The 20818-nt window shown below is 65.1% G+C and carries 20 protein-coding genes; 10 read left to right on the top strand and 10 right to left on the bottom strand.

The genetic code is table 11. The features are described from left to right. Window positions 1-152 precede the first annotated feature (152 nt). Genes NYR58_RS00330 through NYR58_RS00315 form a run of 4 tightly spaced genes read left to right on the top strand, consistent with a single transcriptional unit; the run spans window position 153 to window position 3788 of the window. The gene (locus NYR58_RS00330; protein WP_261518823.1) at window positions 153-935 is read left to right on the top strand and encodes an ABC transporter ATP-binding protein; all 783 of its coding nucleotides are present in this window, start codon (window positions 153-155) and stop codon (window positions 933-935) included. A gap of 33 nt (window positions 936-968) precedes the next feature. Further along, window positions 969-1901, top strand: a complete 933-nt coding sequence (locus NYR58_RS00325) for an ABC transporter permease (protein WP_261518399.1) — start codon at window positions 969-971, stop codon at window positions 1899-1901. Next, window positions 1898-2758, top strand: coding sequence for an ABC transporter permease (locus NYR58_RS00320; RefSeq protein ID WP_261518398.1), 861 nt, complete (start codon window positions 1898-1900; stop codon window positions 2756-2758). The genes NYR58_RS00325 and NYR58_RS00320 overlap by 4 nt, the downstream gene beginning before the upstream one ends. A gap of 43 nt (window positions 2759-2801) precedes the next feature. Continuing rightward, complete coding sequence (locus NYR58_RS00315) at window positions 2802-3788, top strand: ABC transporter substrate-binding protein (RefSeq protein WP_261518397.1); 987 nt, start codon at window positions 2802-2804, stop codon at window positions 3786-3788. A gap of 191 nt (window positions 3789-3979) precedes the next feature. On the opposite strand, the gene NYR58_RS00310 is transcribed toward NYR58_RS00315, so the two are convergent. Beyond that, window positions 3980-4882 (bottom strand): helix-turn-helix domain-containing protein, encoded by a 903-nt coding sequence (locus NYR58_RS00310; protein WP_261518395.1) that lies wholly within the window; start codon window positions 4880-4882, stop codon window positions 3980-3982. 105 nt (window positions 4883-4987) lie between these two features. Between NYR58_RS00310 and pobA the strand changes: the two genes are divergently transcribed. The 5 genes from pobA to NYR58_RS00285 are packed head-to-tail and all read left to right on the top strand — an operon-like array spanning window position 4988 to window position 8997. Continuing rightward, the gene (gene pobA / locus NYR58_RS00305) at window positions 4988-6157 is read left to right on the top strand and encodes a 4-hydroxybenzoate 3-monooxygenase (protein WP_261518394.1); all 1170 of its coding nucleotides are present in this window, start codon (window positions 4988-4990) and stop codon (window positions 6155-6157) included. Window positions 6158-6176: 19 nt separating this feature from the next. After that, the gene (gene pcaC, locus NYR58_RS00300; RefSeq protein WP_261518392.1) at window positions 6177-6572 is read left to right on the top strand and encodes a 4-carboxymuconolactone decarboxylase; all 396 of its coding nucleotides are present in this window, start codon (window positions 6177-6179) and stop codon (window positions 6570-6572) included. Then, complete coding sequence (pcaH, locus tag NYR58_RS00295; RefSeq protein WP_261518391.1) at window positions 6569-7309, top strand: protocatechuate 3,4-dioxygenase subunit beta; 741 nt, start codon at window positions 6569-6571, stop codon at window positions 7307-7309. The genes pcaC and pcaH overlap by 4 nt, the downstream gene beginning before the upstream one ends. Before the next feature lie 2 nt (window positions 7310-7311). Then, a complete protein-coding gene (gene pcaG / locus NYR58_RS00290) occupies window positions 7312-7926 on the top strand; it encodes a protocatechuate 3,4-dioxygenase subunit alpha (protein ID WP_261518390.1) in 615 nt (204 codons plus the stop codon). Between the two features lie 6 nt (window positions 7927-7932). Beyond that, window positions 7933-8997 (top strand): 3-carboxy-cis,cis-muconate cycloisomerase, encoded by a 1065-nt coding sequence (locus tag NYR58_RS00285; RefSeq protein WP_261518389.1) that lies wholly within the window; start codon window positions 7933-7935, stop codon window positions 8995-8997. Between the two features lie 16 nt (window positions 8998-9013). Here the strand turns inward: NYR58_RS00285 and NYR58_RS00280 are convergent, their stop codons facing one another. The 3 genes from NYR58_RS00280 to NYR58_RS00270 all read right to left on the bottom strand — a co-directional run bounded on the left by NYR58_RS00280 (window position 9014) and on the right by NYR58_RS00270 (window position 10545). Continuing rightward, window positions 9014-9481, bottom strand: coding sequence for a carboxymuconolactone decarboxylase family protein (locus tag NYR58_RS00280; protein ID WP_261518388.1), 468 nt, complete (start codon window positions 9479-9481; stop codon window positions 9014-9016). Window positions 9482-9495: 14 nt separating this feature from the next. Continuing rightward, on the bottom strand, window positions 9496-10017 hold the full coding sequence (locus NYR58_RS00275) for an RrF2 family transcriptional regulator (protein WP_261518387.1): 522 nt from the start codon (window positions 10015-10017) through the stop codon (window positions 9496-9498). 93 nt (window positions 10018-10110) lie between these two features. Then, window positions 10111-10545 (bottom strand): MarR family winged helix-turn-helix transcriptional regulator, encoded by a 435-nt coding sequence (locus tag NYR58_RS00270; RefSeq protein ID WP_261518385.1) that lies wholly within the window; start codon window positions 10543-10545, stop codon window positions 10111-10113. A gap of 118 nt (window positions 10546-10663) precedes the next feature. Between NYR58_RS00270 and NYR58_RS00265 the strand changes: the two genes are divergently transcribed. Then, window positions 10664-11332, top strand: a complete 669-nt coding sequence (locus NYR58_RS00265; protein WP_261518384.1) for a glutathione S-transferase family protein — start codon at window positions 10664-10666, stop codon at window positions 11330-11332. A 63-nt stretch (window positions 11333-11395) separates the two neighbouring features. On the opposite strand, the gene preA is transcribed toward NYR58_RS00265, so the two are convergent. The 6 genes from preA to NYR58_RS00235 form a co-directional block, all read right to left on the bottom strand. Next, window positions 11396-12703: an NAD-dependent dihydropyrimidine dehydrogenase subunit PreA gene (gene preA / locus NYR58_RS00260; RefSeq protein WP_261518383.1), complete on the bottom strand. Its 1308-nt coding sequence runs from the start codon at window positions 12701-12703 to the stop codon at window positions 11396-11398. Window positions 12704-12714: 11 nt separating this feature from the next. After that, on the bottom strand, window positions 12715-14067 hold the full coding sequence (locus NYR58_RS00255; RefSeq protein ID WP_261518382.1) for an NAD(P)-dependent oxidoreductase: 1353 nt from the start codon (window positions 14065-14067) through the stop codon (window positions 12715-12717). Window positions 14068-14235: 168 nt separating this feature from the next. Next, window positions 14236-16647 (bottom strand): dipeptide ABC transporter ATP-binding protein, encoded by a 2412-nt coding sequence (locus tag NYR58_RS00250; RefSeq protein ID WP_261518381.1) that lies wholly within the window; start codon window positions 16645-16647, stop codon window positions 14236-14238. A 10-nt stretch (window positions 16648-16657) separates the two neighbouring features. After that, complete coding sequence (locus NYR58_RS00245; protein WP_261518380.1) at window positions 16658-17815, bottom strand: ABC transporter permease; 1158 nt, start codon at window positions 17813-17815, stop codon at window positions 16658-16660. Between the two features lie 9 nt (window positions 17816-17824). Next, complete coding sequence (locus NYR58_RS00240) at window positions 17825-18862, bottom strand: ABC transporter permease (protein ID WP_261518379.1); 1038 nt, start codon at window positions 18860-18862, stop codon at window positions 17825-17827. Window positions 18863-18940: 78 nt separating this feature from the next. After that, window positions 18941-20590, bottom strand: a complete 1650-nt coding sequence (locus NYR58_RS00235; RefSeq protein ID WP_261518378.1) for an ABC transporter substrate-binding protein — start codon at window positions 20588-20590, stop codon at window positions 18941-18943. Window positions 20591-20818 lie beyond the last annotated feature (228 nt).

Below are 20818 nucleotides of genomic sequence, written 5' to 3'. Positions count from 1 at the left end.
GGCTATGGCGTTCTGCGCTTCCGAACGGGAGAGCGGGACGAGACCTTGGATGGCTGCATCGAAGAGAAACTTCGAAAGTTGGGGATGATGCATTGAACGTCGCGACCAATACCCCCACCCCGAACCCTTCCCCTCAAGGAAGAGGGGAACGCATCGCACAGGCGCCGGTCGTCGAGGCGCGGGGCCTGAGCCTGACCTTCGAGACCAATGACGGCCCCGTGCAGGCGCTGTCCAATGTGGACCTTACGGTCGGCAAGGGAGAGTTCGTCTCCTTCATCGGGCCATCGGGCTGCGGCAAGACGACCTTTCTGCGGGTCGTCGCCGATCTGGAGCAGCCGACCGCCGGGCACGTCAGCGTCAACGGCCTGTCGCCGGAGGCGGCGAGACGCGCGCGCGCCTATGGCTATGTCTTCCAGGCGGCGGGCCTGTTTCCATGGCGCACCATCGAGAAGAACGTCGCCCTTCCGCTGGAGATCATGGGCTTCTCGGCAGCCGAGCAGAAGGAGCGCGTCGCCCGCACGCTGGCACTCGTCAACCTGACGGGCTTCGAGCGCAAATATCCCTGGCAGCTTTCCGGCGGCATGCAGCAGCGCGCCTCCATTGCCCGGGCCCTGGCCTTCGACGCCGACCTTCTCCTGATGGACGAGCCTTTCGGCGCGCTGGACGAGATCGTGCGCGACCACCTGAACGAGCAGCTCCTGAAACTGTGGGCGCGCACCGACAAGACCATCTGCTTCGTTACGCATTCGATCCCGGAAGCCGTCTATCTCTCGACCAAGATCGTGGTCATGTCGCCGCGGCCCGGCCGCGTGACCGACATCATCGAATCGACCCTGCCGAAGGAGCGGCCGCTCGACATCCGCGAGACGCCGGAGTTTCTGGAAATCGCCCATCGCGTGCGCGAGGGCCTGAGGGCGGGGATGGGCGATGAGTGAGGGCGCGGCGAAGGGCAGCCGGGAGGCGCGGCCATGAGCGTCACCGCCTCTGCCGCCAATACGGGCGCCGCGCCCGCCGCCTCGCTTCTGCGCCGCCTTGGACAGGGCAAGGCACTGCCGGTGAGCCTCGTCGTGGCGGCCATCCTTCTCATCTGGTACGGCTTCACCGTCTATCTCAACACCCCCTGGCAGATCGGGGTCTATGAGCGCGCCGGCGCCGAATGGACGGCAGCCGACCTGGTGCGCGACACCATGGCCCAGGACCGCCCCGTGCTTCCCGCGCCGCATCAGGTGGTGGCCGAGATATGGAAAACCACGGTGGAGACCCGCCCGACCTCCAATCGCAGCCTGCTCAAGCACGCCTGGATCACCCTTTCCTCCACACTTCTGGGCTTTGCCATCGGCACGCTGCTGGGCGTTCTCCTTGCAGTGGGGATCGTCCATAACCGGGCCATGGACAGGTCTGTCATGCCCTGGGTGATCGCCAGTCAGACCATCCCCATTCTCGCCATCGCACCGATGATCATCGTGGTGCTGAACGCCGTCGGCCTGTCCGGCCTTCTGCCGAAGGCGCTGATTTCCACCTATCTTTCCTTCTTTCCCGTGGTGGTGGGCATGGTGAAGGGTTTCAGAAGCCCGGAGGCGATCCAGCTCGACCTGATGCGCACCTACAACGCAAGCCGCCCGCAGGTCTTCTTCAAGCTGCGCTGGCCGGCCGCCCTGCCCTATCTCTTCACCTCCATGAAGGTGGCCGTGGCCATCAGCCTGGTGGGCGCCATCGTCGGCGAACTGCCGACGGGCGCAGTGGCCGGCCTCGGCGCGCGGCTGCTCGCCGGCTCCTACTACGGCCAGACGATCCAGATATGGGCCGCCCTTTTCATGGCTGCCGCACTGGCGGCCATCCTCGTGGCGCTGGTGGGACTCGGCCAGCGCCTGGTGACCGCACGCATGGGAGGGCGCTCATGAACTTCGCGATCGCCGGCGCTCTCTTCTTCTGGGCCGGTGCTTGGGCTCTCAACGAATGGCTGGTCCGGCTCGACCCGCGGGCGCCGGGCCTGCGCCGCATCATCGACCTTGCCGTCCCCGCCATCTTCGGCATCACGCTTCTGGTGGTGTGGGAGGGCCTGGTGCGCGGCTTCAATGTGCCCACCGTCCTCCTGCCGCCGCCCTCGATGATCTGGGAGCGCATCGTCGGCTCGCTGCCGACCCTGTGGGCGGATTTCCGGCAGACATTTCTCAAGGCCGTGCTGATCGGCTATGCGCTGGGCTGCGGCGCGGGCTTTCTCACGGCCATCGCGGTGGACCGCTCTCCCTTCCTGCAGCGCGGGCTTTTGCCGCTCGGCAATTTCGTCTCCGCGCTGCCGATCATCGGCATCGCGCCCATCATGGTCATGTGGTTCGGCTTCGACTGGCCCTCCAAGGCAGCGGTGGTGGTGGTCATGACCTTCTTTCCGATGCTGGTGAACACGGTGGCCGGTCTTTCCGCCTCCTCGGCCATCGACCGCGACCTGATGCGCACCTATGCCGCCTCCTACTGGCAGACGCTCTTCAAGCTGCGCCTTCCCGCAGCCGGGCCTTTCATCTTCAACGCGTTGAAGATCAACTCGACGCTGGCGCTGATTGGTGCCATCGTGGCGGAGTTCTTCGGCACGCCCATCGTCGGCATGGGCTTTCGAATTTCCACCGAGGTGGGACGGATGAACATCGACATGGTGTGGGCGGAAATCGCCGTCGCCGCCCTGGCCGGCTCGCTCTTCTATGGCATCGTCGCCCTTGTCGAGCGCGCCGTCACCTTCTGGCATCCGTCCATCCGCGGTGGATAGACCAGCCGCGGGGAGCGCGGCTCAACCTCAGAGGGAAGCGAAAATGAAAAGACTGACGACAACCATGCTGGCGGGAGCGATGGCGTTGATGGCCCATTCGGCGCTCGCCGCTGACGACCTCACGCTGCAGCTCAAATGGGTCACGCAAGCCCAGTTCGCCGGCTACTACGTGGCCAAGGACCAGGGCTTCTACGAGGAGGAGGATCTCAACGTCACCATCAAGCCGGGCGGGCCGGACATTGCCCCTCCGCAGGTGCTGGCCGGCGGCGGCGCCGACGTGATCGTCGAGTGGATGCCGGCGGCGCTGGCTGCGCGCGAGCGCGGCGTGCCGCTGGTGAACATCGCGCAGCCCTTCAAGAAATCGGGCATGATGCTGACCTGTCTGAAGGAGACCGGCATCGAGGGACCGGAGGACTTTCGCGGCCGCACGCTGGGCGTCTGGTTCTTCGGCAACGAATATCCCTTCCTGTCCTGGATGAGCCAGCTGGGCATCCCCACCGATGGCGGGCCGGACGGCGTGGAGGTTCTCAAGCAGGGCTTCAACGTCGATCCGCTGTTGCAGAAGCAGGCCGACTGCATCTCCACCATGACCTACAACGAGTATTGGCAGGTCATCGACGCCGGCATCGCGGCGGAGGACCTGATCACCTTCAAATATGAAGACCAGGGCGTGGCCACGCTGGAAGACGGCCTGTACGTGCTGGAAGACGACCTGAAGGACCCGGCCTTTGCCGACAAGATGGTGCGTTTCGTGCGCGCTTCCATGAAGGGCTGGAAATGGGCCGAGGAAAACCCGGACGAGGCGGCCTTGATCGTGCTCGACAACGATGCGACGGGTGCCCAGACGGAAAAGCATCAGAAGCGCATGATGGGCGAGATCGCCAAGCTGACCGCCGGCTCCAACGGCGCGCTCGATGTCGAGGACTACGAGCGCACCGTGGACTCGCTGCTTGCCGGCGGTTCCGACCCTGTGATCACCAAGCGCCCGGAAGGCGCCTGGACGCACGAGATCACCGACAAGGCCCTTTAGGCCGGTTCATCGTTTCAATGAAACGCTGATCCGGTCCATCTATTTGTTTTTGCGGCATTTGTGCGACGCCAGATGATTCCATCTCGCTGCAAAATGCCGTAGAAGGCCGAACAGCGTGCTGAACTGGGGCGGGCGACCGCCCTTTTTTTGCCCCATTTTCCGAAGGCCACCGCGAGGCGTGCGTTCCGCGCTCAAGCCTTCAGCTTCTCCCTTTCGGCCTCGCGAAACGCACCCGGCGTCATGCCCGTTTGCCGCTTGAAGAAGCGGTTGAAATAGGCCGGGTCCTGAAACCCCAGCGAATAGGCGATGGCCTGCACCGGCGTCGGCGTGAAGACGAGATCGCGGCGAGCGGCACGCAGCAGATGCCGGGCGGCCAGCGCCTGCACGCTGGCGCCGGCCTCGCGCCGGGCGATACGGTTGAGATGGGCTGCCGAAAGGCCGAGCTTCGCGGCATAGAAGCCCACGGGCCGGTGCTCCCTGCAGTGCGCGGCAAGAAGCGCCTCCAGAGCGGCGGCGCGCTCACGGTCGCGGGCGCGCGCCGAGGGCGGCTTGCCCCTGTGCTGTGCCCGCGTGCCCCTGCGTGCCAGCCTGAGCACGGCCTCCGTAACCATCGCATCGAGAAGCAGCTCGCCCCCGGGGCGCGCACTGTGCAGCTCCTCGTGGATGCTGGCGGCGAGCAGGAAAAGCCGCTCGCTGTCGGTCTCCTGCCGCTCCAGCACCGCCACCCGCGTCGCCGACAGATAGCGGGCAATGGCCGCATCCGAAGCGCCGATGGCCGCCAGGCGGTCGGCCAGCACCGTCATCACCAACCCATCCGCGTCACGCGAGAAGCGAAAGCCGTGGGCGGCACCGGGCGCAATGTAGATGGCGCAGGGAGCGGCGAAGGATTGCCGCGCGCCGGCCGCCTCCAGAAGCTCCCCTTCCCCTGCTTCGAGCGTAAAAAGCTGGAACAGCGCTTCGTGGCGGTGGAGGGCAATCTCCCAATTGTGCAGCCGGCTGCGCTCCGGGAGTGTCTCACTGTGCAACCAGAAATCCTCGGACTCGCCTGTTTTTGCACGATAAAGCCGGTAGTTCGGGATGCTTCGCGTGTTCATCTCTCCTCCCCATAATGTTCTGAAAGTGCAATCCGACGCGGCAAATGTCCATTGCCGAGCGAGCTGTGCTGCCCCAATCTGCCTGACGGGAGGACAGGCGGCATCATGCGAACCCAGGTCGCAATCATCGGTTCCGGCCCGGCCGGGCTGCTGCTCGGCCAGCTTCTCACCAACACCGGCGTGGACAACGTCATCCTCGAACGTGCCACGCGGGAGCACGTGCTGTCGCGCATTCGAGCTGGCGTTCTGGAGGAAGGCACGACGGCGATGCTGCAGGAGGCAGGCGCCGGCAGCCGCATGCGCGCCGAGGGCCTGCCCCACGACGGCTTCGACCTGGCCTTCGACGGGCGCCGCCACCGGGTGGACCTTCACGGGCTGACGGGCAAGCGTGTCATGGTCTATGGCCAGACGGAGGTGACGCGCGACCTCATGGAAAAGCGGGCCCGCAGCGGTGGCCGGTCCATCTACGAGGCCGTCAATGTCCGCCCGCACGGCTTCGATACCGACCGGCCCCACGTGACCTACCAAAAGGGCGGCCGGGAGCACCGTATCGACTGCGATTTCATTGCCGGCTGTGACGGTTATCACGGCGTTGCCCGCAGATCCGTTCCGCAGGGGGCGATCGAGATTTTCGAGCGTGCCTTTCCCTTCGGCTGGCTCGGCATCATCGCCGATGTGCCGCCGGTCGGCCCCGAGCTCGTCTATGCCAACCATCCGCGCGGCTTCGCGCTGTGTTCCATGCGCTCGCACACCCGCAGCCGCTACTATGTGCAGGTGCCCATCGAGGAGAAGATCGAGGACTGGCCGGACGAACGCTTCTGGGACGAGCTGCGCCGCCGCCTTCCCAAAGCCACCGCCGAAGCGGTGACCACCGGCCCCTCGGTGGAAAAGTCCATCGCCCCCATCCGCTCCTTCGTGGCCGAACCCTTGCGCTTCGGCCGTCTTTTCCTTGCCGGAGATGCCGGCCACATCGTCCCGCCCACGGGCGCGAAGGGCTTGAATCTGGCTGCGAGCGACGTTCGCTATCTCTTTGACGCACTTCATGAATTCTATACGGAGAAATCGCAGGCTGGGCTCGACGCCTATTCCCGAAGGGCGTTGGCGCGGGTCTGGAAGGCCGAGCGCTTTTCCTGGTGGATGACGAACACGCTGCACCGCTTTCCCGATCATGGCGGATTCGGCCAGAAGATACAGCACGCCGAGCTCGACTATCTGTTCAGCTCGCGGGCAGCGCTCACGGCCCTTGCCGAGAACTATGTCGGCCTGCCCTACTGAGCCGATGGAGGAGGAAGACATGTCCGCAGGCTCCAGACGTTACGAGGAAGGCATGGCCACCCGCCGCGCCGTGCTGGGCAATGATTGGGTGGACCGGGCGGAGGCCCGCAAGACCGCCTTCGACGCGCCCTTTCAGGAGCTCATCACGGAGGCGGCCTGGGGCCATGTCTGGTCGCGGCCCGAATGGACGAAGCGCGAGCGCTCCATCGTCACCATCGCGCTTCTTGCCGCGCTCGGCCATCACGAGGAACTGGCCATGCATGTGCGCGCCACCGCCAACACCGGCGCCAGCGCCGACGATCTGCGCGAAGCCATGCTGCATGTGGCGATCTATGCCGGCCTGCCGGCCGCCAACCACGCCATCAGAATCATCAAGGAAACGCTTGCCAAAATGGATCGAGGAGGAAAGACATGAAAAACGCCATGCCCGAGGCAGGCGGCTTTTTCCAGCGCGAACGCAACTGGCACCCGCCGGCCTTCGCCCCCGGCTACAAGAGCACGGTGGTGCGCTCCCCCCGGCGCGCGCTCATCTCCTTTCCCCAGACCCTCTCGGAGATCACGGGGCCTGTCTTCGGCCACCAGATGCTGGGGGAGCTGGACAACGACCTGACGCTCAACCACGCAAGGCCCGGCGAGAGCGCCATCGGCCCGCGCATCATCGTGTATGGCAAGGTGCTCGACGAGAATGCCCGGCCGGTACCCGGCGTGCTGGTGGAATTCTGGCAGGCCAATGCCGGCGGCCGCTATCGGCACAAGAAGGATGGCTATCTCGCGCCCCTCGATCCCAATTTCGGCGGCTGCGGGCGCACCATCACCGATGCGGAGGGCAACTACTTCTTCCGCACCATCCAGCCCGGCGCCTACCCCTGGCCCAACGGCATCAACGACTGGCGCCCGGCGCACATTCATTTCTCCCTCTTCGGGCACGGCTTCGTGCAGCGGCTGATCACGCAGATGTATTTCGAGGGAGACCCGATGATCTGGCAGTGTCCGATCGTCAACACCATTCCCGACAAGCGGGCGGTCGAGACGCTGATTGCCACGCTCGACATGCAGGCCGCGGTGCCCATGGATGCGCGCGCCTACAAGTTCGACATCGTGCTGCGCGGGCGCCGTGCCACCCTTTTCGAGAACAAGCTGGAGGGCAACTGACCATGATGCAGCAGCTGCGCAGGCTGAAGGAGACAGCCTCCCAGACGGCCGGCCCTTATGTGCATATCGGGCTGACGCCCAATTTGTGCGAGATTTCCGGCGTCTACCCGGAGGACCTCGGGGCCCGCATGGTCAACGAAAAGACCAGGGGCGAGCGCATCACGGTGAAGATGCGCATTTTCGACGGCGCCGGCGCCGTCATCAAGGACGCGCTGATCGAGATCTGGCAGGCCGACAGCGACGGCCTCTACAATACGCCAGCAGAGACGCGCGGCACCGCCGATCCGAACTTCACCGGCTGGGGCCGGCAGGCATCCGACATGGAGACGGGGGTCTTTACCTTCGAGACGATCAGGCCTGGCCGCGTGCCGTTTCCCGACGGGCGCCTGCAGGCGCCGCATCTCACCCTGTGGATCGTGGCACGCGGCATCAATCTGGGGCTGCATACGCGCATGTATTTCTCCGACGAGGAAACGGCAAACGCGCAGGATCCGGTGCTTTCGCGCCTGGAGCACCAGGACCGCGCCGCAACGCTGATTGCGCCGCGCGAGGGCGACACCTATCACTTCGATATCCACCTGCAGGGCGAGAAGGAGACGGTGTTCTTCGATGTGTGAAGCGCCATGACGGTATCCGTCTTCGATCACCCGATCCTCTCGGGCCTTCTGGGCGAGGAAAAGCTTGCGCCGCTCTTCACGGCCAGGGCCGAGATCGACGCGCTCCTGCGCTTTGAAGCCGCGCTCGCCGAGGCCGAGGCGGAGGAAGGCGTCATCCCGCAGAAGGCGGCGCAGGCCATCGCCAGCGTGCTCGCGGGCTTTCACCCCGACGTTGCCGCGCTGAAGACAGGCACTGCCAGGGATGGCGTGATGGTGCCCGCCCTGCTTGCCCAGTTGCGGGAGAAGCTGGCGGCCGTGCATCGGCCCTGCCTGCACTTCGGCGCCACCAGCCAGGATGCCATCGACACCGGCCTTGCCCTGCGGCTGAATGCGGCCATGCAGCAGCTTGGCGCACGCCTCGACCAGCTGGTCGAGGCGCTTGAGGCGCTGGAAAGGCGCGATGGCGGGCTTGAGGTGATGGCCCACACGCGGATGCAGGCGGCCATCGTCGTGCCGGCGGGGCGCAAGATTCGGGCGTGGCGGGAGCCGCTGGCGCGCCATCGCATCCGGCTCGAAACCGTCGCCCAGTCCGTTGCCATTCTCTCCTTCGGCGGAGCGGCGGGCACGCTCGACAAGCTGGGAGAAAAGGCGCCGTCCGTCGCCGCCCGGCTGGCGGACAAGCTCGGCCTTCGCCTCGTCGCCCACGCCCGCCACAGCGAACGCGACGCAGCCGGCGACTTCGCCGCCCTCCTCTCCCTGATCACCGGCAGCCTGGGCAAGATGGGTCAGGACATCGCGCTGATGGCGCAGAGCGAGGTGGACACGCTGCGCCTTGCCGGGGCCGGCGGCTCCTCCGCCATGGCACATAAGAAGAACCCGGTGAAGGCGGAGGCGCTGGTGGCGCTTGCCCGCTTCAACGCCACGCTCCTCTCGGGCATGCACCAGGCGCTGGTGCACGAAAACGAGCGTTCGGGCGCGGCCTGGACGCTGGAGTGGATGCTGCTGCCGCAGATGGTGATGGCGGCCGGCGCCGCCTTGCGGCTTGCGGGCGAGGCTGTGGAGGGCATGTCCTTCGTCGCCCGCAAGGAATGATCGCAAGAGCAGCCCACTATCGCGCTGCCGCGCGCGCCTCCTCCGCCACCGGGTGAATGCTGCGGAAAGGCACGGCAAGCCGGTTCCAGGTGTTGATCATCGAGATCGCCACGGTGAGCTTGACGAGTTCGTCCTCGCTGAAGTGGGCGCGCACCGCCTCATAGTCGGCGTCCTCCACCGGGCCGTCGGCGAGCCGCGTCAGCTTCTCCGTCCAGGCAAAGGCGGCACGCTCGCGCTCCGTGAACAGCGGGGACTCCCGCCACGCGGCCACGAGATGCACGCGGCTCTCGCTCTCGCCGTCCTGGCGCGCCTCGCGGCTGTGCATCTCCACGCAATAGGAGCAGCCGTTGATCTGCGACGCGCGCAGCTTGACCAGATGAAGAAGCCCCCTGTCGAGGCCTGAGTGCTCGACGGCCACATTCAGCGCGTAGACGGCCCTCATGATGTCCGGGGAAGCCTTGAAGTAGTCGAGGCGCGGTTGCATGTCGGTCTCCTTTGTCACGGTCTCTTCTTGGGGGAAGGTTGGTCCCGCGGCCGCTGATGACGCTCCAGAAAGGCGCAGGAGAAGGCGATCGCCCGCGGGTCGGCTTCGGCCTGATAGTCGGCGACGATGTCGGAAAGTCTGGTTTCGGCCAGCACGGCGCGATACGCCTTTTCCGCCCTCAGCATGGCCACGTTGATGCCGCACAGCTTCACATAAGCCTCCGGCTCCAGCGCACCCGGCCCGCGCCGGCGGATCTCGGCGCAGCGGAAAGCGGGCTCCCGCCCCTCCACCGCCAACACGATATCGAGCAGGCTGATGCGGTGCGCGGGCCGGGCCAGCCGATAGCCGCCCTGCGGCCCGGGAACGGACTCCAGGACCTTCGCCGCCACCAGCGCCTGCAGATGCTTGAGTAGATAACTCTGCGACAGCCCGTGCATCTGCGCCAGCGCGCTTGCCGGCAGCACCCGCCCCTCCTCCAGCCAGGCCAGAATCGCCGCGCAGTGAATGGCCGCCTCGACGCCTTCGCTCAGTTTCATCATCACCTCCTATCGTGGATAAGAATTATCATGGATATTTTCTATCCGCAATAGAAGGAATCGAAAATCGCCGCGCCGGCGGTCACGCCGCAGCTACTGAAGCTTGCACAGAAGCGATGCCAGCCTTCCGGCTTCCTCCTCGGAAAGCCGCGTGCCGATGGCCTCCTCAATGGCCTCGGCATAGACAACCCACATCTGCCTGCGCAGGGCGCGGCCCTGTTCGGTGATCTTGAGCACCTGCCCACGCCGGTCCTGCGGGCAGGCACAGCGCGCAATCAGCCCCGCAGTCTCCAGCCGGTCGGCGAGCCGTGAAAGATTGTACTGCTGGAACAGAAGCGCCTTTTCGAGCTCGAAGGGCCTGAGGCCGCCCTCCCCGGCCTTCTCCAGCTCCCAGAGCGCATCATACCAGGAAAGAGGCGGCATCTGCGCGCACTTCAGCCGCTCTTCGACACGCGCGGTGGCCAGCCGCCCGGCCCGCGCCAACGCCACCCATGCGGAGACCACCGCTTCGCTCGGTTTTTCAGTCATGCTTACCAATCGCCTTTTTCATGCAAATGCATTGAGATTGACATCAGGTCTCGTCTCGCCAATATATATGCAACTGCATCCAATTTTCATGCAGCGGCATCATCATGGAGAAATTCACATGCCACAGCAACTCACCCTCGTCTCCTTCGATTTGTGCCCCTACGTCCAGCGGGCCGCAATCATGCTCAAGGAAAAGAACGTTCCCTACGAGCGGATCGACGTCGACCTGGAGAACAAGCCCGAGTGGTTCCTGAAGATTTCCCCGCGCGGCAAGGTGCCCCTTCTGAAGGTGGGCGAGGACGTGCTTTTCGAGAGCGCGGCCATCGTCGAATATCTGGACGAGACGCAGGAGCCGCGCCTTCACCCTGAAGACCCGGTGACGCGCGCCCGCCATCGCGCGTGGATGGAGTTCGGCTCGGCGGCCCTCAGCGACATCTGGACGCTGGAGACGACCACGGATCGAAAGAGCTTCGACGCGGCGGCACGAGCGCTGAAGGAGAAGTTCGCCCGCCTTGAGGCGGAGCTCGGCGACGGCCCCTATTTCGCCGGTCGCGCCTTCAGCCTCGTCGATGCCGTCTTCGCTCCCGTCTTCCGCTATTTCGATGTCTTCGACACGATAACCGATCTTGGCGTCTTCGACGGCCTGACCAAGGTGCCGGCATGGCGCCGGGCGCTGGCCGAACGGCCCTCCGTGCGCGAAGCGGTGGTGGCGGACTACAACGACCGCCTGCGCCGCTTTCTGGAAAGGAAAGGCGGCGTGGTGGTGCAGTTGGACAAGGCGGCTTGACGTGCGCGCCGGAAAGCAGGGCGCAGCGCCAAGGCGCCGCCCTGCTTTCCGTTCCCCCCGTTTTTACTCCGCCGCCACCTTCATCGGGTTATTGGGGTGCGTGGTCCAGTTGGCGTAGTCGCCGGAAACGACCTTGCCCGTGCGCTTGTCGAGGCTGCCCGCCGCCAGCGGCACCATTTCGATGCAGCCCTCGACGGGGCAGACATTGACGCACAGATTGCAGCCCACGCACTCCTCCTCGATCACCTCGAAACGGCGCTCGCCATTGACCTGGGACGTGATCGCCTGGTGCGAGGTGTCCTCGCAGGCGATGTGGCAACGCCCGCACTTGATGCACAGATCCTGGTCGATCCTGGCCTTTGTGACGTAGTTGAGATTGAGATACTGCCAATCCGTCACATTGGGCACGGCGCGGCCTATCACGTCGTCGAGGCTGGCATGGCCCTTGGCGTCCATCCAGTTCTTCAGCCCTTCGATCATCTCCTGAACGATCTTGAAGCCGTAGGTCATGGCCGCCGTGCAGACCTGTACATTGCCGGCGCCCAGCGCCAGGAACTCGGCCGCGTCGCGCCATGTCGTCACCCCGCCGATGCCGGAGATGGGCAGGCCGCGCGTTTCCGGGTCGCGCGCGATCTCGGCCACCATGTTGAGCGCGATGGGCTTCACCGCGGGCCCGCAGTAACCGCCATGGGTGCCCTTGCCGTCGATGGCGGGCTGCGGGGCGAAATTGTCGAGATCCACCCCGGTGATCGAGTTGATCGTGTTGATGAGCGAGACGGCATCCGTGCCGCCCGCATGGGCCGCCCGTGCCGGCTTGCGGATGTCGGTGATGTTGGGGGTCAGCTTGGTAATGACGGGCATGCGCGTGTTCTGCTTGCACCAGCGCACCACCATCTCGACATATTCGGGCACCTGTCCCACCGCCGAGCCCATGCCCCGTTCGCTCATGCCGTGCGGGCAGCCGAAATTGAGCTCGATGCCGTCGGCCTCCGTCTCCTCGACCAGCGGCAGGATGGTCTTCCACGCCTCCTCCTGGCAGGGCACCATAAGAGAGACGACGAGCGCCCGATCCGGCCAGGTCTTCTTGACCTGCTTGATCTCGCGCAGATTCACGTAAAGGTCGCGGTCGGTAATGAGCTCGATGTTGTTGAAGCCCAGAAGCCGGCGATCCGCACCCCAGATGGCGCCATAGCGCGGGCCGTTCACATTGACGACCGGCGGGTTCTCGCCCAGCGTCTTCCACACCACGCCGCCCCAGCCGGCCTTGAAGGCACGTTCGACGTTGTAGGCCTTGTCGGTGGGCGGCGCCGAAGCCAGCCAGAAGGGGTTCGGCGACTTTATGCCTACGAAGTTCGAGCGGATGTCGGCCATGTTTCCCTCCCTCAGCCCATCAATGCGCGATGGATGCTTTCCGCCGCGTCGCGCCCCTGCGCAACCGCCGAGACGGTGAGATCGTCACCACCGGCGACGCAATCGCCGCCAGCCCACACTTTCGGCATCGAGGTGCGGCCTTCCGCATCCACCCGGATGCGCCCGCCTTCGAGCGCCACCGTCTCGCCGCTGCCGTTGAGCGCCGCCGGCTCGAAGGTCTGGCCGATGGCCTTGAAAACCTGGTCCGCCTTGAGCGTCAGCGTCTCGCCGGTGCCCGTCAGCCGCCCCTCGGAAAGCGCGGTGTATTCGAGCTCGATCGCCTTCACCCTGCCGCCTTCGGCCACGATGCGCCGGGGTTGCAGCCAATGGCGGATGACGACACCCTTCGAGGCGGCGAGATCCTGCTCCCATAGCGAGGCGTTCATGTGCTCCTTGCCCCGGCGATAGCAGATCGTCACCTCCTCGGCGCCCAGCAGGCGCGCCTGCACGGCAATGTCGATAGCCGTCATGCCGCCGCCGATGACGACGACGCGCCGGCCGATCGGCAGCGCGGAAAGATCGCTTGCCTGGCGGAGATGGGCGATATAGTCGACGGCATTTTCCACACCCCCGGCCTCCTCTCCCTGCGCCTTGAGCGCATTGACGCCGGAAAGGCCCATCGCCAGGAAGACCGCATCGAAGTCGTGGGCAAGGCCGGTCAGCGAAAGCTCGCGCCCGAGCGCCTTGCCGTTCTCGATCGTGATGCCGCCGATGGCCGTGACATAGTCCACCTCGGCCTGCGCGAAACCGCCCGGCGTCTTGTAGGCGGCAATGCCGTATTCGTTGAGTCCGCCGGGCTTTTCCCGCGCCTCGTAGATTGTCACCGCGTGCCCATGCATGGCAAGCCTGTGCGCGCAGGCAAGTCCCGCCGGCCCGGCGCCGACGACCGCCACCCGCCTGCCGGTCGGCGCCGCACGCTCATAGAACTGCCGGCCCGCGGCCATGGCCGCGTCCGTGGCATAGCGCTGCAGCCTGCCGATCTGAACCGGCTTGCCCTCCGCCTCCTCACGCACGCACGCCTCCTCGCACAGCGTCTCGGTGGGGCAGACGCGGGCACACATGCCGCCGAGAATGTTCTGATCGAAGATGGTCTTGGCAGAGCCCAGGGGGTCCCCCGTGGCGATCTGGCGGATGAACATCGGGATGTCGATGCTGGTCGGACAGGCGTGCATGCACGGCGCGTCGTAGCAGAAGTAGCAGCGGTCCGCCTCCACCCGTGCCTCATGCGCATCGAGCGGCGGATGCAGATCGGCGAAGTTGCGCGCATAATCCTCGGCCGACAGACGGCCGGCCACGATGCCGTCCTGATGCTGACGATCACCCATTACCGTTCCCCATTTATCTTTTTATGGGGGAAGGCTAGCGCAGTTTTGTTTTTTTATCAATCGGTCAAATTTTGGCGCGAAGCAATAAATCCCGGTTTTTGTTGAGTAAATTCATCATGTATTATGATGGAATGGCTCGGCCCACTGTTGCCTGCGAGGGAAGCCTGCCTATTTCTTCTTCGCCAGCGCCTTGGCTTGCCTGACCCAGCCCTCGCGCTCGATCCGGCCCTTGAAGTTGAGATGCGCATCCACCCATTCGCGCTCCGCCTTCTTCCATGCGGCGATCTGCGCGAAGGTATAGATGCCAAGGCCGTTCAGCATTGCCTCCAGCTTGGGGCCGATGCCGGAAATCTGCTTGAGGTCGTCGGGCTTGCGCGGCTTGCGCATCTTCGGCGGTCGGTTGGCATCCTCCGGCAAGGCGCCAGCCTTTGCCTTGCGGGCGGGCGCGCGCCGCGGCGGGCGCCCTTCGCCCTTTTCCTCGAAGCGGATGACGGGCTCCATCTCCTTCAGCACGTCCTCGCCCAGCCAGCAAAGGCTCCGGTGCCCTTCGCCGAGATCCCGCAGGGGCGGCAGCTCGCGCTCGCAGCGGTTGTCGGGCACCAGATGCTTGTAGCGGCAGCGGGTCTGGAAGGGGCAGCCCGGCGGCGGGTTCATGGCGGAGGGAATGTCGCCATCGAGCACCACGTGCTTCTTGCGCACGGAGGTATCGGCGATGGGAATGGCCGACAGAAGCGCCTCGGTATAGGGGTGATAGGGCGGGGCGAAGATCTGGTCCGTCGTGCCCTGCTCGACGATATGGCCGAGATACATGACCACCACCCGGTCGGCCAGATAGCGCACCACCGACAGATCGTGGCTGATGAACAGGAGCGTCGTCTTGTTCTTGCGCTGAATGTCCATGAGCAGTTCCGTGACCGCCGCCTGGACCGACACGTCAAGGGCGGAGACGGGCTCGTCCGCAACGACCACCCGGGCGTTTCCGGCAAAGGCCCGCGCCACGCCGATGCGCTGCTTCTGTCCGCCGGAGAGCTGGCGCGGCATGCGCGTGGCGAAGGCGCGCGGCAGCTTGACGAGATCGAGCAGCTCGTACATGCGCTGCTTGCGCTCCTCCACCGTACGCCCGATCCCGAACTTCTCCAGCGTGCGGATGATCTGGGCGCCCACCGAATGGCTGGGGTTCAGCGTATCGAACGGGTTCTGGAACACCATCTGGATGCCGGCCACGAGCTTGGTGTCGCGTTCTTCCACCGGGGTGGCCTGGATCTGCGTGTTGGCAAGGGTGATGGTCCCGCCCGTGGCCGTCTCCAGTCCCAGAAGCACCTTGGCAAGCGTGGACTTGCCGCAACCCGATTCGCCCACGATCGCCACCGTTTCGGATTCGCGCGCGTCGAAGCTGATGGACTCGTTCGCCTTGACGGTGCGCGTTTCCGAACCGCCGAAGATGGCGTTGGCGGCCACATGGTAGTGCTTCTTCAGCCCGTCGATCTTGAGCACGGGGGCGCCGGGCTTGAGTGGCTCGCGGCCCGTCTCCGCTCCCTCGGGCAATGCCTCCCAGTCGATCTGCTCGAAACGCAGGCAGCGCGAAAGGTGGTTTCTGTGCCCCTTCACCTCGATCATGGGAATGTCGGCCGCGTCGCACACGCCTTCCACGAAATGCTGGCAGCGCGGGCCGAAATTGCAGCCTCGCGGCCTTTCGTGCGGCAGGGGCAATTGTCCCGGAATGGCGATCAGCGGACGCGCGTTCTTGTCCGCCCCAGGCAGCGGGATGGAGCGGAACAGCCCTTGCGTATAGGGATGGCGCATGCGCTCAAACACGTCCTTTACCCGCCCCGTCTCGACCGCCTCGCCGGAATACATCACCGTGATGCGGTCGCATGTCTCCAGGATCAGGCCAAGATTGTGGGAGACGAAGATCATCGACGTGCCGTATTGCTTTCCGAGCCCCTTGACGAGCTCCACGATGCCCGCCTCCACCGTCACGTCGAGCGCCGTGGTCGGTTCGTCGAGCAGCAGCAGCGACGGCTTCGACAGAAGCGCCATGGCGATCACGATGCGCTGCTGCTGGCCGCCGGAAAGCTGGTGCGGATAGGCGCGCATGATGCGCTCGGGATCGGGCAGGCGCACCGCGCGCACCATCTCCAGCGCCCGCTCCCACGCCTCGTCCTTCGACACCTTCTCGTGGATGAGCGGCACCTCCATGAGCTGCCGGCCGATCTTCATGGCCGGGTTGAGGCTGGCCATCGGCTCCTGATAGATCATCGCGATCTCGTTGCCGCGGATGGCGCGCAGCTCCTCCTCGCTCATCTCGGCCATGTCACGGCCCTTGAACTTGATACGCCCGCCGACGATCTGCCCGACATTGGAAAGGTCGCGCATGATGCCCAATGCGACGGTGGACTTGCCGCAGCCCGACTCGCCGACGATGCCCATCGCCTCGCCAGGCATAACGGTGCAGGAAAAGTCCATCACAGCGGGGATTTCGCCAGCCCGCGTGAAGAAGGAGATGGAGAGATTCTCGATCTCCAGAATGGGCTGCTGGTCCGTCTTGCGGGCGCGGTCGACGCTGATGGCTTCGTTCATGGCGTAGCTCTCAGTCTTTCAGGGATTGCTCGCGCAGTGCGTCGGCCAGCAGGTTGAGACCCAGGACGAACGACATCAGCGCCACCACCGGCGGCAATGCCGGGTGGACGTGAAGACGCAGAAGCCGGCTCGACTCCTTGATGCCTGTACCCCAGTCCGGGCTTTCGGGCGCCAGGCCCAGCCCGAAATAGCCCAGCGTGCCGAGCAGGATGGTGGTGTAGCCGATGCGCAGGCACGCATCGACGATGAGCGGCCCGCGCGCATTGGGCAGCACCTCCCACAGCATGATGTACCAGGGGCTTTCGCCGCGCGTCTGCGCCGCGGCCACGTAGTCGCGCGTCTTGATGTCCATGACGAGGCCGCGCACGATGCGGAAGACCCCCGGCGCGGAGGCGAAGACCACGGCCACGAAGATGTTGAGTTCGTTGGGCTCGATAGAAATGATGCCGAGCGGATCGGCATCGAAGACCAGCCCGACATAGACCCAGCCGCCGACGAGCACCGTCGCGGCAAGCTGCACGGCCAGAAGCCCGGGCCGGCTTCGATAGCGCGTGTAGAACAGCGTGGCAAAGAAGATGACCGGGAAGACGAAGAAGACGCCCGCCAGCCACTGGGGAATAGGCGTCTCGCGGATGCCCGGCGTCACCAGAAGATAGAACAGCAGGATCACCGGAAAGGCCAGCACCAGATTGGCGAGGAAGGAGAGCACATTGTCGATCCAGCCGCCATAATAGCCGGCCGGCAGGCCCAGCGTGGTGCCGACCATCAGCGCGAAAAGCGTGGCCGTCGGCGCGATGACGAGCACGATCTGGCTGCCGAAGACCATGCGGGAGAAGACATCGCGCGCCAGCCTGTCGCCCCCGAACAGGAAGGCCATGCCCGAGTCCGGTTCGACGGCGCCGGGAGCGGCGTTCTTCATCACCAGGAACTGGCTCAGCGGATCGAAGGGCGCGATGACATCGGCAAAGATTGCCGTGAAAAGCCAGAACAGGCAGATCGTGAGGCCGGCGATTCCCACGCCCGTGTCGAACAGATGTCCGTAGAGCCCCAGGCGCTTCTTGTAGCGCAGGCTGAGCCCCAGGATGATGGCAAGCGCGATCCACACCGGCCAGAAGCGTGCGATGACCCCGAGGAGAATGCCGAGGACGCCGACATTATCGAGCTGCATGGCTTCCTCCTATTGCACGCGGATGCGCGGGTTGAGCAGCGCATAGCCGACATCGGAGATGAGCTGCGTCGACAGGACCACCAGCACGGAGACCAGCGAGCAGGCCAGCAGAAGGTCGATGTCGTTGTTGGCCGCAGCCTCCACCAGGGTGAAACCGAAGCCCTGATAGCGGAACATCACCTCGACGATGACGACGCCGGTCAGAAGCCACGGAAACTGCAGCATGATGACGGTGAAGGGCGCGATCAGCGCGTTGCGCAGCGCGTGCTTGAGAACCACCGCCGGAAAACTCAGGCCCTTGAGACGGGCGGTGCGGATGTATTGCTGGGTCATCACCTCGACCATCGAGGCACGCGTCATGCGTGCGATGTAGCCGATGCCGTAGATGGCCATGGTCATCACCGGCAGGGTGAAGTTGTAGAAGGTGACGCCGGAGTTGGTGGCGGAAGCGGCAGAGCCGTTCAGCCATCCGAGCCATGAGGCGAAGATGACGGTGAAGATGACGCCGGAGATATATTCCGGGGTGGCGGTCGTCGTGATCGATACGACGGACAGCGCGCGGTCCGTGCGGCTGCCCTCGCGCATGCCCGCCAGCACGCCGATCAGAAGCGAGACCGGCACCATGACCGCCATCACCCAGAACATCAGGATGCCGGTCGCCCCGAGCGCCGGCACAAGCTTTTCGCCCACCGGCACCTTGAACTTGGTGGAGCAGCCGAAATCGCCCTGCAGAACGCCGGAATAGCGGGCCACGGCCGGCTCGTCGCAATAGGAGAAGCGCGGCACCGCCTGCCCCGTCTCCGGGTCGATGTTGGGTTGCTTCGGCATCACGCCCAGCCACTGGCCGTAGCGCACGAAGAAATTCTGGCGATAGCCGTTCCTCTGCAGCCAGCTCTCCAGATCCTCGGCGGAGGAGCGCATGTCAAGCTGGCTGATGGCCAGCTTCTTCAGGTTCGGCTCCAGATTGACCAGAAAGAAGACCACCAGCGACAGGCACAGCATGGTCAGCGCCATGACACCGAGCCGGCGAAGGATGAAGCTCAGCACCGTTTCCCCTCCCCCCGTTTCGGGGGCTTTTGATTCTTGTCGTTGCGGGCGGGGCCGGACAGCCCCGCCCGAAAGGCGTTATGCGTCGAGCCAGACCTCGTGCAGGTCGATCTCGAAGGTCTGATGCATGCCGTGGTTCTTCACCTCCGGCACCGCGTGATTGTAGAGCTTGCGCCAGTAGGGCTGGATGATGATGCCCGCATCCTGGATGTGCTGCTCGATGTCCTTCATGACCGTGCGCCGATCGTCCGGGTCGGGCATGGTCAGCGCCTTCTCGATCATCGCGTCGAGATCGGCATTGGAATAGGCCGACTCGTTCCACGCCTCGCCCGTGCGATAGGCGAGCGCGATCACCTGGATGCCGAGCGGACGCATGTTCCAGTTGGTCATGGAATAGGGATATTTCGTCCAGTCGTTCCAGAAGGTGGAGCCCGGCAGCACGGTGCGCTTGACGTTGAAGCCCGCCTCGCGAAGCTGCGCGGCAATCGCGTCGCCCGTGTTCTTGTGCCAGTCCTCGTCCACGGTGATGAGCTCATGCTCGAAGCCCATCTGGCCGGCCTCCTCCATCAGCGCCCGCGCCTGCTCGATGTCGCGGGCAATGGGCGGCAGCTCGGCATATTCGGGATGGATGGGGCAGACATGGTGGTTTTCCGCCGGATCGCCGGCATTGCCGTAGCCGAGCGCCAGCACGGTCGCATTGTCGACGGCAAGCTGCAGCGCCTTGCGCACCCGCTGGTCGTCATAGGGCGGATTGTCGACATTGGTGCGCGCCACGATGGTCGCCGCCGTCACCACCTCGCTTCTGACGAGGCCGAGACTGTCGAGAATCTCCACATAGTCGGCGCTGGTCTCGTAGTTGGCGTGGATTTCGCCCGCCTCGAAGGCCGAGACCATGGCGGAGGGATCGGTGCCGTAGTCGATGAACTCGATGCCGTCGAGATAGGGCTCGCCGCCCCACCAGGTGCCGTTCTCGCGCCGCTTCAGCACCACGCGGTTTCCGACCTCGTAGGAGACCAGCTCGAAGGGCCCGGTGCCGATGGGGTTGGCCACCCAGTTTCGCCCCGTCTCGTCGAAGCTCGGATGCACGATCAGGCCCGGATAGTCCGCCATGCCGGCGATGATGGAAATGTCCGGCGCGGGCAGCGACAGCCTCACCGTCATGTCGTCCACCTTCTCGATGGCGCCCTCGCGCGCCTTTCCGGTCTCGCTGTCGATGAGAGACGCCATGCGCGTGGCCATGGAGTTGCCTTCCACCGACTGGTCGCACCAGCGCGTGATGTTGTAGATCACGTCATCGGCGGTGAAGGCATCGCCGTTGTTCCAGGTCACGCCGGGGCGCACGTGCAGGATGTACTCTGTGGCGTCCTCGTTGACCTCCCAGCTCTCCAGCAACCGGCCCTCGAAGGTGAAGTCGCGGGTGTACTTCACCAGCGGCTCCAGCGTCTGGCGCATGGCGTTGGCGATCTCCGACCAGTCGGCCGTCATGGGATCCTTGTTTTCCTTGATCCACATGGCGAGCTTCAAGACGCCGCCCCTCTTGGGCTCCTGCGCTGCCGCGCGCAGCGGTGCGGCAAGCCCGGCCATGGCATAGGCGCCGGCGGCGGTCGCCCCGAAGGTGCTCGCCAAAGCCAGAAATTCGCGCCGGTCCATCCGGCCGGCCCTTGCCTTTTCCGCCAGGGCCGCGATGCGCTGCGGCACCTGGCCGCCATTGCTCCTGAAAAACTTCATCGACACTCTCCCCTTTCTGGATCGCCTGTCTGTCTCTTTCGCCTGTCGGCACGATTGGCGGTAGCATTCCGCATCCGCGCCCCCTTGTCAAAGAAAGCAGTCGCGAGAACGCCCCTCCCAAGGCGCCCGCAGTTTGCTGCCTGCATGCGCCCCTGTATGCCGGATATGCGACACAATTGACGCAAATGGAACAGCGGCGGCGCCAAATCCCGCCGAAAGGCGGCAACA

The sequence above is a fragment of the Chelativorans intermedius genome, assembly GCF_025398255.1.
Taxonomy (GTDB): Bacteria; Pseudomonadota; Alphaproteobacteria; order Rhizobiales; family Rhizobiaceae; genus Chelativorans; species Chelativorans intermedius.
This window is presented reverse-complemented; position numbering and strand designations above follow the sequence as displayed.